Genomic DNA, 15,100 nt, shown 5'->3' with positions numbered 1-15,100 from the left:
CATCGAGCAACAAGAAAAGCGCAATTACAGCGGTAGCGGGACAGGAGCCCACGCTCGCAGCTCACAGCAGATATACGGTAATTATGTCTAATTCATATAACTACAACACCCCTGCAGAAGGGACTCTTGACTGGCATATTCCACTGAATGAGAACTTCAGTGCTATCGAAAGCGATGTCCAAGAACTCGCAAACGAACTCGGTGTCTCCGGAGTGGGCGGATACAACACTCCAGCGGAGGGGTCACTCGACTGGGATAATCCACTGAATGAGAACTTCAGTGCTATCGAAAGCGACGTTCAGACACTTGCTAACGAACTCGGTATCTCTGGCGTTGGCGGATATAACACTCCCGCAGAGGGAACACTCGACTGGCACGTCCCACTCAATAATAACTTCGAGTCGATAATGGACGACCTCAGCACGGTCTCCGATAATATCGGTGGAGATCAGCTGTCGAAGATGAGCACACTCTCTGTGGCAGACGTTTATTTGTCGTTGGTCAACGATCTTGATGACCGCTCGCAGGCAGTGTATGACGCAACTACATTTGATGGTTCCTCACTTGCTCATCAGGTCGAGAATGCAATGTCAGCAATGGGGTCAGAGATCGATGGGCGGGCCGTCTTAGAGGTCCCCGCTGGCACCTATTCTTGGGACAAGACGGTGGAAATCGATACCGGCTCGGTTCTAGGCCCGATGCTCTGCTTCGCGAACGATGCAGCCATAGACGTAACAGCTGACTGGGCGTTCAACGTCCGCCGATCGGGAGACGGATCGAACTACTACGGACTGACGAATGACCCACGAAATCAGGTTCAGGTATATGGTGGGAAGTGGACACTCCAGGGGACCGGATGGATGTCCGCAGTCGATATCTACCGGGGTTTGATCGCACCAGTCGTCATCAGAGGTGGGACGCACGGCCTGTTGGTTCGGGATGGGCAGGACTTCAGTGAAGGCTGGTCTGTCCGTGATGTGACGTTCGAGGGTGTCTCAGAACCAATCCGATTTAATTGCCAGAGTGGCGACCAGCAGTTGCTCGCAAATCTAACATTCAGAGACTTCCAGACCGGGGTATTCCTCGATCAGGCGTCTGGTCAAAACCTGACTGCATCAAACCTGGTGTTCGAAAGCCCCCGAAGTGACGCTGTCGGGCTTCGCTTCAATAAGTACACTACGGGAACAGTTTATGGCGCAGTGTGGACTGGGTCTACAGGTGCGTTGCTCTGGAACGACGGGAATTACACGCGCCCATCTGTCGTCGATGCCGATATTGCAGACGGCGGTTCACTCTGGAAGGGGCTGGAACCAGACGCCTCTTCGGACGTGCCGTGGCAGCAATGTCAAGACTCGCCGGTCGTAGTGGATGGCGGTCCGCAGATCACAGCGCCAGTCGTTCGAACAGACTCCTACAGTGGCTCGTTGGCAGATCAGATTGAAGCGGCTGCGGGCGATCTGTCAGATGGAGGGACGATTCTGATCTCTGGACAGGATTCGTATGACATCGGACGAACGATCTCACTGACGCTTGGGGGCCGTGATATCTCGGTCGTGTCTGCATGGAACGTTCGATTCAACGTGACGACCTCCGGGTGGACCTTCGATGTGACTGGTGACGGTTACTTCGGTATTTTCGGCGGCTTCTGGCATGGGCAAAACGACGGGTCGAAGCCGGGATGGTTGACCACTGATGTCCCGAATCTCGACGTAGCTGTCAACGCTGTATGGTTCTTCCCCGGTGGCAGCGGGATCAACGCGACACCTCGTTCCAAGGGGAGCTACCGGATCTTCGATACGCGCTTCCACAAGATCTGTGAAACAAACGAGGTCGACCTCGCGAGTAATGCGTGTGTCCAGATTGGTGGCTCCGGATGTGCAGAGCTACTCCTCTCGCATATCGAAACCTCTGAGACGAAACGGTGTTACCGGTTCAATGCCGCAGTTGACGACTTCCACGGTGTCCGTCTTTCCGCACACCCCTGGTCTGAGAACGATGGGGCGAAATTCGCAGAGACAAACGCATCGCTGACTGGAACATGGTTCAACGTGAAATGGGAAGCGCCACGTAACAGCAACAGCATTGTATTCGACAACAGCAACACGTCGTCTCCTGCTGACGCAGTTGAGCCGTGGTCATGGGCAGACGGGGAACCGGTTGAGTTGTGGCGAGGGACAAAGCCACAGTTCTTCCCGGGGATCGACACCCGAGTGGATACGGCCCACATTCCGTAGATCGAGAGACTATCTTCTCTCTGGACCGACACGGTCTATATAAACGTCTTCACTGTCGGCGCCCTCACTCCGTCAATCGTATTAGATACTTGAACTTGATTGTGACATCGCAAGCGGATTGGCACGTCATAATCCGCGACTAACTATTTATTCGGTATGGGTTGCCCAATGTAGACGTGAAACAAAGCATTTTACAGTGCCATGCAAGCTCCTTCGGTGGTTCTCAAATCCACATCCATTCACACATCTCCTCCGATGTCAGAATGGGCGGCCCCCCTATGACACCGATCCGGACCGAGGACCCAACCCCCTCTGTGTTCCATATCAAGCAGTCTACTCGCATCCCTTTCTGCAATATTACGGTATGACAAGCGACGCTTGCTAGCGATGAGCGATCAGACGAACTCAGCCATGACTGGCACCGACGAGGACGGATCGATACACAAACTGTACGAACAGATTATCAAAGGAGGCGGTATTGCGTTCGGTGCAAGCCTGTTCGATAAAGCTCTTGGGTTCCTGTTCAACATTGTCGTCGCACGGTTTCTCGGGGCGAGCGGATACGGATTGTTCGTTCTCGGGTGGACAGTCGTACAGTTCGCTCAGCCGATCTCACTACTGGGGTTACCTGACGGTGTCGTACGTTACGTCTCAAAATACCGGAGGGAAGATGCCGATTCACAGGTGCGAGGGACAGTCTTCGCTTCAATAGCTATCACTGGACTACTGGGAATTCTTTTTGGCATACTCATGGTTCTCTTTTCGGGCCCACTGGCAGTACGAGTCTTTGAGGAATCGGCGTTGGTTCCGTTGCTGCCAGTCTTGGCTGTGGCTCTTCCGTTCCGTGTACTGTTGACTGCATCAACGTCTGTCGCAGTTGGATTCAAGCGTATTAGTGTCCAGCAGGGAGTCCTGAATGTCGCCTTTCCGATTCTGAAACTCGGCTTAGTTGCCGGTGCGCTTCTTCTGGGGTATGAACTCAAGGGGATGGTGACAGGGTTTGCTCTGGCCGTCGTTCTTTCAGCGCTACTCGGACTCGGTTTGATTCCGGGCTTATTCGAAGATATCGGCTTCCGCGGCCCGATTAAAGCCGATATTAAAGGATTGCTGAGATACTCGTTTCCGGTGTTCCTCTCGGGGTTCAGCTATCTCGCACTTAATCAAATGGACCGATTGCTCCTCGGTGCGTTTCGCTCGTCGGCAACTGTCGGGATATACAACGCCTCTTCGGTACTCTCACAGCAGGGAGTGATTTTCTTTTCGGCGCTGGTTACGATATTCAATCCAATCGCCTCGGATCTGTATAGCGGTAACAACATCACCAGACTTGAAACCGTGTATCAGACGGTGTCCCGCTGGGTGCTGATTTTCACGTTTCCGGTTGTTGTCATCGGGTCACTGTTCGCAGCCGAACTCCTGCAGTTATTCAATGAACAGTTCACTGAGGGCGTTCCAGTGTTGATCATCTTGTTTGCCGCACAATTATTGCTAGTCGCGGTTGGACCGGCCGGCGAGCTCTTGCAGATGTCCGGGTTTCAGGATATCGTCCTGGTCGATACAGTGACCATGCTGGTCGCTAATGTCATCCTCAATCTGTTCCTGATACCGCAATACGGTGGTGTTGGGGCAGCGGTGGCGACTGCGATCTCCATTTCGGGAGTCCAGCTGGCCGAGCTCTATCAGACAAAGCAGTACGTCGGTATCCAACCGATCGGGAGACAGTATATCATCACGCTTGTTATCGGGGGCGTGTTCGCGCTTCTCGCGTACCTGATAGGCCTTCGCTCTTTCTCCCTCCTCCCGCGGATCGGAATGGCACTCGGAATTGCGGTGGTCTATGTGCTGGCCATCTGGATGTTTGCAGTCGTTGATGATGATAAAGACATTTTCCGAGAATTCGTTGGCTGACCCTTCCCCTCATGTTGCAAAGCAGCAAACCGCAAGCAATCGCAGAGAGAGTCCCGTTTCAACCCAAGCTACTGTAGTGTTATATCCCGGTGGTTACTCGGTTGTTTCGCTCTCGCGTCCCCACGCTGACGCCGCGGTCATGTGACTCCACCACGCTGCATTCATTGGCTGATGGCGATGCTTGGGGATGACGTGAGTGTTAGTCTCCTCGGTGGTTTCAGTATACGATGGCAATACCTCACCTAGTGCCCAGTGCTCCTTTAGCCCAGCAAACTTGAGACGTACAGCCTCAGTCCGTGTCGACGGATGGGCACCAGAGAGTATCGAGACAGCATCTCCTTCCCATTTCTGTCCATCAGCTAATGGGTTTTCCCCGGACCCATCGTACGTTTTGTTCAGCATATACTTCCGGAGTGGTTTTTCGGGAAGGGAATCTTGTACCCGCGATCTTTCAATCAGCGGTCCACCAGAGGCGGGACAGAACACGGTCTGAAACTTCCGGGTTACGATCGTCAAACTCCAGCCACTGAGGAACTCGTTCCATCCATCGATAGCTGGTCTGATCCGACAGAAAACGACTACCTTCTCGACGATTGAGGGGTCAGTGAGATATGCGTCAGCAATAGAACAGAGTGGTCCACCTGCCGCAATCACGAGCGGGTTCTCTCGGGATGCCGCGTTAGCTGCGGCAACTATTCTATCCGTGGCAGCTGAACCAATCGGGTCCGTTTCGTCTATCGCCTCCGATTCCGGTTTCGTGTGCCGGGTGTTCACTCCTGTTTCAGCGGGAGGGAGGTCTGTAAAGCCACTTTCTACTGCCTTCGTGCGGATAAGCCTATGATGGTTCGCGTAGCGGTTTTCCGCCTCCGTTTGCTTTTGTTTGCTATCCCACCAGGGAACACTGGGGAACTCATGAAGATATCCGTCAAGCTGTATTCCGTTTGAATCACTTGCCATTGCCAGTGCGAGTTCGCCGTTAAAATTGTCCGTCGGGATATCGTTCAGATACACGAACGGATTGGTGTTGTCCACCGCCATCGGTGATGGCAATCGCTGGACAGGCGTCGGTGTGGGCGCTGAGTCGGTTTTCGAAGGCGGTTCCTCCGGTGGCGTCGCGGCGGTGTTTTTTCGAGCAGGTGTGGCGGTTGAAGCAGTTCGAGTGGCCTCGGTGGCGGTGCTAGACTTGGATTGCTGTAACCCGGAACAACCGGATATCAGTGGGATTCCGCTTGCTGTGAGAGTTAAGTACGTTCGACGCTTCATTTGTCTTTCATATTGGCCGATATAATAACAGTTCTTTGGGGTAATATGGGTCACTGCCGAGTACGGCTCGACTTTCTTGTTGCTCCGGGAGACAGAATCGCATGCCGTGGGATACGCTGTTTGTGCCGAGTTCGACATACTCGACCGGGAAGGCAACTGCTACCCACATACCGAAGCCAGATAGCACAAACCAGCTGGGTCAACCAAAGAATAACAGTACTATCAGCTGAAGTATGAGCTGAGAGAAGAATAAATAGACTATTCAGTTCATTATGAATACGGGCACACTCAAATCCGTGCTAGTCCCCGCAGTGCTTCCCGCGGTGTTGCTTGCGGGGGTAGAGTTCCTTACCGCGTCACCGCTGGCGATTACAGGTCCATTCATCTTTGTCTTTCCGGAAATGACAATCGCAGCAGTTTCCGGCATGTTGCTGGGGCCACTCGCGCTGATCGGAATCGGACTTGGGGTGCTCTTCGATATACTCCTGACCGGAGTAAGCCCCCTTACAGATCTGTTACTACTGACAGTCGGTGGCTGGTGTGCGCTCTTTACCACAGAGCGACGGTACAGGGAACGTTTGGGAAAAACCCAGCTTATCAAGCTTCTCCGAGAGTATGGACTGCGCGGAACCGGTGCTGTGCTGTTTTCGGCAGCAGCATTCTCGTGGGTGTACGTGATCACGAATACTGGGCGGTTCTATCCGAGAGCGCTCGTGTTACTGGTGAATCTTTTTGTCTCTGTGGTGCTTCTCGGGGGACTCGCGATTAGCCTCTGTTATCCATTGTTTCGAAATTCCCGATTGTACGAGGGGTTGTCGGCTATTCGTGCCGTATCCGAGAAAGGGCCATTCCCAAGAACGCCAGGCCGGTCTCTCTCTTTCGCCAGTATTGTCTGGTTGCTCACCGGTTCTGGCATCAGCGTTTTCTTCGACGTGCTTGACCTCGTCCCGCGATTCGTGTTTCGTCGGCGCGGCATCGAAGCCTTACTCTCCCTGAAACAGATCAGTGTAGCGACGGACAGCGGGCAGACGGTTCAGATTCTATACGGTGGCGTCATGCTCGGCCTGCTGATCGTGTTGTTATGGAACGTACCGGCCACAGATAGTGGGTAGGTGGACTTTGAGTTCAGGTTGTACGGGTCCTGAACCCCTTCGAATCGTAAGCTGGACAGTCCCGTTCACGACGACCCGAGGACAACCTCATCACGCTTCCAGATGATTCCATGCTGTCCTGAATCATACACCTGATTGTTAGTTGTTGACTCCGCTCGGAGCCACTCTTCAGATATCAGTATCTTCCCGCTCTCGAAATCGAATACGACCGGATGGTCAGTCCAGGAGTCCCTGTAGAGGAGATAGCCATTTTCAGCCCGCAGTGTCCCATTGTCGACAGTCGCACGTCCAACCGACGTGCCGCCGTAGCGCTCAATCGCGAGCGCATCGACCCAGGCAGTCTGAATGGGAACCCCGTGCGATCGCTTGAACTGATTGACCTCCTGAAACGATTCCATCTCCGACTCGGAAAACTCGACCTGCCCTTGCGGTGGCCCGTTCGGTGGATCGTGAATCCGATACAGATCGTCACCAGCCCAGACAAACAACGGTGTCGTGGCTGCTAACAACACAAAGACGAGGACTGGGACGACCCGGAATGCAGGTCGAGACGCGGTGCTGCGGACCAGCCGGTACAGACCCAGTCCGAAGACCAGCGGAAAGAAGAACGCAAACGGCATTCGTGACCGAGACAGGCCGGGAAACACGAACGGAGTCTTGAATACGATTGGTGCCGCGAGAACGGCAAGCAGTATAACGCTCAGCGAATGTCTGTACTTCGGGTACCGCTGTAATAAAAAGGCGAGTCCGATAGCATAGACCGCCGTCATCGAGAGGAGATACAGGCTGTTGACTGAGAGGAGATTCAGTACTGCGGTCTCGACTGTCTGTTCCGGAACGGTGGTTCCGAAGGCGATGAACCCCGCCGCTTCCGATGATGACTCGGCAATCAGGAACCCTTCGAGAATCGAACGGATAGCCAGTGAGAAGTTTATAATAAACGAATCTGCAACCACAGTCCAGTAGGTTACTGCGGCAATCCACCCCGCAACGAGTGGGAATATCTGTGGATGGAACAGACTGTCACGATTGAACTCGCGATCTCGGAACACACTAACGGCAATCGGCAGTAACGCCAGAATGGTAATTATCGGCGTCAAAAGGATAAACGACAGGTGGTGAGTGAAAACAGCGCTCCCCATCACTAACAGCCCTGTCGCTGTCCAGTTGAGCGGTCGGCTGTTCTGTGACGCCGTCGCTCTGAACCCGATATAGATGACAAATATCAGTAGCGGAACGGCAAGCGCCTGTGGGAAGAAGTACGTCGCAAAGTACGACAGCGGGTACAGAAGTGTTGCACTGAGGGCCACATACAGCGCCACTCGAGACCACTGGAGCGCCACCCGCGCGAAGACGTACAGCAACAGAATAACCAGGACGCCATAAACGAGCGTCCCACCAGTCAGAAGGGCACCGTATGCGTCGAGACCCGTTATCGAGCTGAGACTGCCAATAAACAGGTGTAAGCCGGGAAAATAGCTGTACAGGCCATGTCCGATATATTCCCCGCTGATCGCCATGACGCTCCCGTCGGTTAGCAAGCGCTCGATATGATGGACATGAAAGAGCGTGTCCCCACCAGAGAAGTAAAATCCGAGTGTGAGGTATTTCGTAACCGGCGAAATCAAAAACAAACTGATCGCCTGTGGGAGTGCAACACGCGTTGTAGCCCCAGCGAGGAGCTGGTACACTACGAGCAGATACCCGAGCGGCAATGCCACCACAAGAACGAGCAGGCGATGGTCCGTCTGATGTGCGACGACAACAGCGGCCAGCGTGATCAGGTAAACGCTTTTATTTGCCCATCGAAGGGCCGGTCCACTCACGTCCGCTGGCTCTGTAAACTGGTAGCCATAGTAAATGATGCACCCGATGCAGAGTCCGATAAGGGCGTACAGTCCCCGGATACCAATGACGGCACTTAGACTGTAACTGACAAAGAGCACAGTCGCTGTTCCTGCGACCAGCGCAGTTGGAAAGAACGCTCGGTGTACCAGTGACCGTATATTATGTCTCATGAGTGCCAATCACGCACTCCAGAATACGAAATGTCACCAACGGGACGCAGCACACCCTGTTTCTGCTGGCCGTGTAGTCTGGAGTCCCTGTTTGGTGGCGAAGATGGTGACATCCAGAATGCGTGAGCCAGCCACTGTGTCGGTGTTGCGACGACATCCCCCTCACGGAATCGACAGTAGCAGAGTGACGGTTTCACGGCACGGCAGTCACACAGATTATCGGGACAGTGCAGCAGAGTGGATCTACTGCCAGCCACCGAATCCCCTATCTCCTCCTCGTTATGTTCGCCACCCTGCAACAGACTGCACCGTAAAGACCACGCGGAACAAGCCTTATTTGTAGTGGCACAGTGCATGAGGATCACTTACAGTGCATTGTCGATGTGCTCTCCGGCTTTCAGTGCCAGTGCCGCGATAGTAAGCGTGGGATTCATTGCGCCGCCCGTCACGAACACGCTGCTCGATGCGATATAGAGGTTGTCGAGGTCGTGTGTCCTGAGTTGCGGCGTAACAACGCTTTTCTCTGGGTTCGTTCCCATTCGCGTCGTTCCCATTTTATGTGAGGCAGGGGGTGGGTCAGCAAGATCGGTTTCAGAAACGATGGTTGCCCCCAGCTCGTCGAAGATATCGTACTGAACCTCTCGGATAAATTCCATCGTTTCACGCGCATGCGAGCCGATATTCCACGAGACATCTGGAACGGGGTTCCCGAAATCGTCGGTCTTCGATTCGTCCAGCGTGACTCTATTTTCTCTCCGAGGGAGCAACTCCGGGTTCGCGAGCAGACGGACTCTATTGTTAGGATAGTTTGATTCGATTTTGTCGAGGACTTCGTCCCCCCAACTGTCGCCCATAGCGAAGTCAAACACGTTCTCTCGCGAGGTCAGATCACCGCCGCTGAGCATTGGTCTGACGACGGACTCGGGGTTTACGTTCTCGAACACCAGCTTAACGCTGCCCGGTTGCGGATCATCGTGGTCGTAGAACTGGTGTGATTCTCTCGTGTGGTAGCCGATGGGCTCCTGATTCGTCGGCTGCTCTAGTTCTCCAGTCACGGAAACGATTGGCTGGTCCATGAAATACCGGCCGACGGCACCGCTACTATTCGCTAACCCATCAGGATACTGTGGGGACTCAGAGAGCAGTAACAAGCGTGGCGTTTCCACGGCCCCGCAGGCGAGCACGAACGCATCCGCATCCTGACGATAGGTGTCTCCGCTCGGCGTCGCGTACACAGCCGCGTCCACAGTCTCCCCAGTGCTGTCGTGTTCGATCCGTTGCACTGGAGCCCGGTCTATGACCCGTGCGCCTTCAGCCTCCGCCTTGCGGACGTGGACATCAGCACTGTATTTTGCCCCCGAAGGGCAGACTGGGATACACGTACTGAATCCAACGCACTGGCTCCGTCCGTCGTACGCCTCCGAATTCCGCGCCTGTGGGGTCGAGTGCATCGTAATCCCGAGTTCATCACAGGCGTCTGCAAACAGTGTATCCGAGTAACTCGCTGGAAAGGCATCCATCGGGTAGTCAGCCTCCCTGGGCGGTTCGAACGGGTTATCCTGCGTGCCGGCAACCCCCATCTCCTGCTCGGCCGCCGCGTAGTACGGCCTGAGATCCTCGTAGTCGATGGGCCAATCCGCTGCGAGACCGTATCTGGTGTTCATTTCGAAGTCTTTCCGATGCAGACGTGGGGTAATGCCCAACCAGTGTAAGGTCGTTCCGCCGACAGCTTTGACGCGCGTCTGATTCAACGGGTAGTACGCCCCACCGGAGGTGACATACTGGTCGCGAGGGCCGCCCATGTTCCAGATATCCAGTAGTGAGCCATGCGGGCGGAGACTCTGCTCCATCTGTTCGAGACGGTTTCCCGGGTCGAACCGCTGTCCTGCCTCGAGTATCACGACATCGTGACCTCGCCTCGATAGGGTGTACGCGACCAGCGCACCGGCCACACCTGAACCGACCACACAGACGTCAGCGTCGCTCGATGGTCGTCGGTCAGCTGTACTATTCTGTGACATCTGGTGCTGTTTGATACGACTGATAGCCACCCGGGTAGCCGACTGGGTTTTCGATACCAACGAGTTTGCTTCCTTTCGGGGCGGTAAACAGTCCGTACAGAAGCTGATTGATCAGATGATATCGGACACGTTCCGGAAGCGTTCCGGTCGGGTCCGGACTCATTCGGTCGACACCCAGTTCCTGAAGCGCTACTTGCCGGTCTGAAATCGACAGTTCCCAGAACGGCCGGTCGTGGATCTCCCGAACGTGAGCACTGAATGCGTCGATGACCGGAATCAGGCTAGCCTGTTTTTCCGGTCGGAGACCCGTCACGTATTGCTTGACGAATGCAGCGATTCCGGTTACCTCTGTCGGGTACACGACTTCGGCGATCGCCACAACCGTCTGGAGTCGGTCAGTCGAAAACCCAGATTCGTTCTCAATACCTGCATTTTCCGCCGCCTTTCGGTCGGCATACGCGACTCCACTGACCCCGATGCCACCACCCATGACGAGAGCATATAGCGCATCGCGTCTCGTCAGTTCCATTGTCATTTAGTTTGTTCAGCGAAGCATTAATCTTTCGCAAATTTGACACCACCTGTCCGCGTAGCCACTATCCACAGACTATCGAGACAAACGGAATACCGCGTGCCAAGCTACCGGCCCCAGTCGATGTTCCGATCAGTGACAGCAAGCGAGTCGGCTTTCTCACCCAGACGGGTCCGGTTCAAGCGAGGGTCTATCGACACTCAGGGGTATTTTCCTTTGCCGCTTTCCCGCGTGAGTCCATCAAGGAGTCCTTCAGCTAATCCCCGGACCCCTGTGAGTTCCCCATAGTATACCCGAATCCCAACCTGCTCGACCATCCAGGCGAACAGATACAACAGGAACAGATCACTGATCCGCTCCCGAAATTTCTCTCTGAAGAGCACCATGTTCCGGGACCGGTAGTAGGAGTACATCGGCCCAAGTTCCCCTCTCGAACTCTTGCTTTCTTTGTGGTAGATTCGGGACGTGGTGTCCGTCACCAGTTCGTACCCCGCGTCCTGTATCCGGACCGCGTGTTCGACATCGTCGTAGTAGAGAAAGTAGTCTTCAGGGAGCAGTCCAACCTCGTCCAGTACATGTGCCGGGAAGAGCAAGCTACAGTTCGGGATGTAATCGTTGTAAATGAGTCCGTCCGAACCGCTAGGTGTAGCGTCAACGTGGTCAGTGTTTCCCGTTTTCCAATCAATCATTCCCTTCTGGAACCAGACAGTGTCGGTATCGGGGTACTCTGTGACTAGCGGTGTGAGCATACCGATGTCCGAGTTCGATTGCATTGTCTCGACGAGGTCAGACAGGAGCGACTCGTCCGGGATGACGACATCGTTGTTCAGTTGCCAGACATACGCAGCACCAAGTTCGAGGGCCTTGCGCGTACCGACGTTCATTCCGCCCGCGTAGCCAAGGTTTTCACCGGTTCTAATCAACTCAACTGATTCGTACTCGGTTTCCAGTCGGTCTGCCGAACCGTCTGTAGACCCGTTGTCTACGAGCACAATGTCGTGGTTCGGGTAGTCCAGCGTGAGCAGTGAATCCAGACAGGCGCGCGTGTCATCGTAATTATTCCATGTAACAACAGCGGAGACGACGTACGGAGCACCCATTGTATCCGATGTAATGATACTCGGTAATGTAAGTATATTGTATTTTATAGTTTACAAGACGAGTCCGACTGCGTTTCGAAACGGCAATGGACCGACGGTATCGGGGGTAAACAGGTTGCAGTGGTCACTCAGGACGGTCACGACCCCCGATAGTATTCCGCTACGCGGAGGCAAACTCACAACTGTCGCGATAGACTGGAGTCGCGGGGATTTAAGCTGCGTGTACGGTTCAGCAGCGGTGGTGAACGACGCCTCCGCCGGCAGGTGCCCGCAGTCCGAATCTGGCCCAGCAGATATTTGATAAGATGTATTCTGGCAGTTTGCGCAGAGCGTGGATCTGATAACCCCGTTCTGTCCCGTAAATTGATATATCCGGGATGAATATGTCACCCCACCGAATACTATGACGACTGTAACAGTGATTGGTGCGGGCGTGGCTGGGTGTACAACTGGGTACCTTCTCAGCGAACGCGGGTATGACGTGACGGTTCTCGAGAAGGGAGAAATCGGTGGGCTTCTCAGAGAGATTGAATTTGATTCAGGGTATCACTGTGACTCTGCACCACATCTTCTCTTTTATGACTCCGAGGAAGAGGCCATTGTGGGTGACCTGTTTCGGCGATTTACCGACCTAGACGACCATACGTTCTATGCGAAAACATATCCAACAGGAACGATAGACGAACCACACAATTACCCCGTCACACGGTCGAATATATCGCTCTGGGACGACGCCGAAGAGATCGAAGAAGAGTTAGCGGCCGCGGAGGGGAAAACTGACGCCGATTACTTCGAGTCATATATGCGTCGGCAGGTCGGAGAGCGGCTGTACAACCGATATTACAAGAACTACACGAACAAGCACTGGGGGATCGACCCTACCCGCATTACCGGCGACTGGTTCGATTTCAAAATCAGTTTTCCCGACACTGAGGATTCGTTTTTCGATGGAGCCGCGAAGTATCCACAGAAGAAGTATTCGACAGTCCTCAAGGAGATGGTTGCGGATTGTGATGTCATTTACGACGGGGCAACCGGATTCGAGACGGCCGGAGCTGAAATCGAAGGTGTCACGACCGAGAGTGGGGATGTGATCTCTAGTGACATATTCGTCAGTACGATCGATCCAAGCTTGCTGGTAGATGCTGACGAATCCTTACAGTATCGGAGTATGGCAATACTGGGTGCCCACATCGAAGCCTCTGAGAGACTGTTCCCCGAACACGTGAGTTGGGGGTATTTCCCGAACGACTACGAGTTTACCCGTATTACTGACTACGATTTCACGCCGCAGGACATCCCGGACGGCGAGTACATTTTGACCGTCGAATTCCCATGTTTCATCGATGAGGATATCTGGGGTCGCTCTACAGAGTGGTTCGAAGAGTCCCTGCTCTCGTTCCTCAACGAACAGGGCGTTGAGGCCACGGTGAAAGACGCAAAGGTGCGGCGTGCGCCGCGGGCCTATCCGCTCCCCGTCGAATCAGAGATCGAGACGTTCAACGAGATGAACGGCCAACTGAACGCGTATGAGAATATGTTCAATCTCGGTCGAGTAAGTACCTACGAGTATATTTGGATCAAAGACATCGTCCAGCAGGCACATGAAACCGTAGATGAGGTGACCGCCGCGACACCACTGCAATCGTAGTGACAAGCACAACAGTCATTGCCAGACGGCGCCCGAATTACGCCCTACTCAAGTCGTGAACGTCCTCCAGATCACACCAACAAACGTCTATCCACCGTCTGACGGCGGCCAGCACAGGAGCCATGGGCTCGTCACGTCGTTTCCCACCCATGGAGATGCCGTGTTTCGATACTGTCAGGGCGGACACCTCCAAAACTACTTCCGCGGCAGTCTACAGCAGACGATCTCGATCGAGGAGAAGTATCAAGAGTTGCAGCATCTGCATCCGATATTCGATCTCACCCGACTCCCCGAACTGTTTGGATTGCCGAACGTTTTTTTGGGGGCGTCGCTCCGCTTGCTGAAGCCTACAGTTTTCCAGCGGCGAATCGACTGGGCCGATGTCATACTCGTCGAACTTCCGTGGCAGGTACCAGCCGTCACATCCCTGGCAGGCGGCACCCCGGTCGTGTATTCGAGTCACAACGTCGAACAGGAACGGTTCGAATCAACCAGTAGCGGCTTCATCGGAGACCGGTTTACCAGTCGGGTCTCAATGATCGAACGGACGGCACTCGAACGGGCCACAGCAGTTGTCTGTACGTCCGAGCGCGATGTTAGCGAATACCGCCGCCGATACGGCGTGAAGACGAACTATATTGTCTCCCCGAACGGCGTCAGCAGAGAAGCGTTATCGAGTGGGGGATCACAGCGGGAGTCGTCGGGAACAGTTTACGAGGAACACGACATCAGCACAGACATGATCGGGCTGTTTATTGGAACGGATTACGGCCCGAACCGCGAGGCAGCGCACGAACTGATTCGGATTGCCACGGAGGCGGCCGAGCGAGGACTCGATATCCACTTTTTGATCGTCGGCAGCGTTGGTGAGTCCATATCCACTGACAGAGACAACGTCACTTGCACCGGGTTTGTGTCCGATCTTGACCCGTATTTTGCGGCGGCAGATATCGGATTGAATCCAATCGAATCCGGGAGCGGCACGAACATCAAACTCCTCGAATATCTTGCCAAAGGTCTGCCCGTGGTGACCACTGCGTTCGGACGGCGGGGATTCCAGATCGCCCACGAGCAGGAGTCTCTCGTTGTCCCGGTCACCGAGTTCACCGACGCGATTGCGCGTCTGGTCTCGGACAGGGCCCTTCGCCAACAGTTGGCCGCTAACGGCCGCGAGTACGTCCGTGAGACGCATCTATGGGAGCAGATATCCACGGAGTTGCGCGCTCAACTCAGTACAGTCATCACCGAGGGTTCGTAGCGG

Annotated in this window: 10 protein-coding genes; 5 read left to right on the top strand and 5 right to left on the bottom strand. The window is 54.4% G+C overall.

The features are described from left to right. Positions 1–83: 83 nt before the first annotated feature. Positions 84–2,234, top strand: a complete 2,151-nt coding sequence (locus AV059_RS14925; RefSeq protein ID WP_058995650.1) for a hypothetical protein — start codon at positions 84–86, stop codon at positions 2,232–2,234. A 387-nt stretch (positions 2,235–2,621) separates the two neighbouring features. After that, entirely contained in the window at positions 2,622–4,142 is a 1,521-nt protein-coding gene (locus AV059_RS14920) for an oligosaccharide flippase family protein (RefSeq protein ID WP_058995648.1), read from the top strand. Between the two features lie 93 nt (positions 4,143–4,235). Here AV059_RS14920 and AV059_RS14915 read toward each other — a convergent pair whose 3' ends face one another. Further along, the gene (locus tag AV059_RS14915; RefSeq protein WP_058995646.1) at positions 4,236–5,180 is read right to left on the bottom strand and encodes a hypothetical protein; all 945 of its coding nucleotides are present in this window, start codon (positions 5,178–5,180) and stop codon (positions 4,236–4,238) included. 497 nt (positions 5,181–5,677) lie between these two features. Between AV059_RS14915 and AV059_RS14910 the strand changes: the two genes are divergently transcribed. Then, the gene (locus AV059_RS14910; protein ID WP_058995644.1) at positions 5,678–6,517 is read left to right on the top strand and encodes a hypothetical protein; all 840 of its coding nucleotides are present in this window, start codon (positions 5,678–5,680) and stop codon (positions 6,515–6,517) included. A gap of 65 nt (positions 6,518–6,582) precedes the next feature. Here AV059_RS14910 and AV059_RS14905 read toward each other — a convergent pair whose 3' ends face one another. From AV059_RS14905 to AV059_RS14890, 4 genes are all read right to left on the bottom strand, one after another. Continuing rightward, positions 6,583–8,343 carry a hypothetical protein gene (locus tag AV059_RS14905; protein WP_154021036.1) on the bottom strand — a complete coding sequence of 587 codons (1,761 nt, stop codon included), beginning with the start codon at positions 8,341–8,343 and terminating at the stop codon, positions 6,583–6,585. A 557-nt stretch (positions 8,344–8,900) separates the two neighbouring features. After that, complete coding sequence (locus AV059_RS14900; protein WP_058995639.1) at positions 8,901–10,556, bottom strand: GMC family oxidoreductase; 1,656 nt, start codon at positions 10,554–10,556, stop codon at positions 8,901–8,903. Further along, on the bottom strand, positions 10,543–11,085 hold the full coding sequence (locus AV059_RS14895; RefSeq protein ID WP_058995637.1) for a gluconate 2-dehydrogenase subunit 3 family protein: 543 nt from the start codon (positions 11,083–11,085) through the stop codon (positions 10,543–10,545). The genes AV059_RS14900 and AV059_RS14895 overlap by 14 nt, the downstream gene beginning before the upstream one ends. 203 nt (positions 11,086–11,288) lie before the next feature. Then, complete coding sequence (locus AV059_RS14890; protein WP_058995635.1) at positions 11,289–12,188, bottom strand: glycosyltransferase family 2 protein; 900 nt, start codon at positions 12,186–12,188, stop codon at positions 11,289–11,291. A 403-nt stretch (positions 12,189–12,591) separates the two neighbouring features. Between AV059_RS14890 and AV059_RS14885 the strand changes: the two genes are divergently transcribed. Together AV059_RS14885 and AV059_RS14880 are read left to right on the top strand one after the other, a co-directional pair. Then, on the top strand, positions 12,592–13,839 hold the full coding sequence (locus AV059_RS14885; RefSeq protein WP_058995633.1) for an NAD(P)/FAD-dependent oxidoreductase: 1,248 nt from the start codon (positions 12,592–12,594) through the stop codon (positions 13,837–13,839). Between the two features lie 160 nt (positions 13,840–13,999). After that, positions 14,000–15,097, top strand: a complete 1,098-nt coding sequence (locus AV059_RS14880; RefSeq protein WP_058995631.1) for a glycosyltransferase family 4 protein — start codon at positions 14,000–14,002, stop codon at positions 15,095–15,097. The last annotated feature ends 3 nt before the right edge of the window (positions 15,098–15,100 follow it).

Origin of the sequence: Haloarcula sp. CBA1127 (assembly GCF_001485575.1) — an archaeon.
Lineage (GTDB): Archaea > Halobacteriota > Halobacteria > Halobacteriales > Haloarculaceae > Haloarcula.
This window is presented reverse-complemented; position numbering and strand designations above follow the sequence as displayed.

Bases quoted from the DNA above. Each gene is read 5' to 3' on its own strand.
- AV059_RS14890 (WP_058995635.1), bottom strand. From the start codon at position 12,188: ATGGGTGCTCCGTACGTCGTCTCCGCTGTTGTTACATGGAATAATTAC.
- AV059_RS14925 (WP_058995650.1), top strand. From the start codon at position 84: ATGTCTAATTCATATAACTACAACACCCCTGCAGAAGGGACTCTTGAC.
- AV059_RS14915 (WP_058995646.1), bottom strand. From the start codon at position 5,180: ATGGCGGTGGACAACACCAATCCGTTCGTGTATCTGAACGATATCCCG.
- AV059_RS14910 (WP_058995644.1), top strand. From the start codon at position 5,678: ATGAATACGGGCACACTCAAATCCGTGCTAGTCCCCGCAGTGCTTCCC.
- AV059_RS14920 (WP_058995648.1), top strand. From the start codon at position 2,622: ATGAGCGATCAGACGAACTCAGCCATGACTGGCACCGACGAGGACGGA.
- AV059_RS14885 (WP_058995633.1), top strand. From the start codon at position 12,592: ATGACGACTGTAACAGTGATTGGTGCGGGCGTGGCTGGGTGTACAACT.
- AV059_RS14895 (WP_058995637.1), bottom strand. From the start codon at position 11,085: ATGGAACTGACGAGACGCGATGCGCTATATGCTCTCGTCATGGGTGGT.
- AV059_RS14900 (WP_058995639.1), bottom strand. From the start codon at position 10,556: ATGTCACAGAATAGTACAGCTGACCGACGACCATCGAGCGACGCTGAC.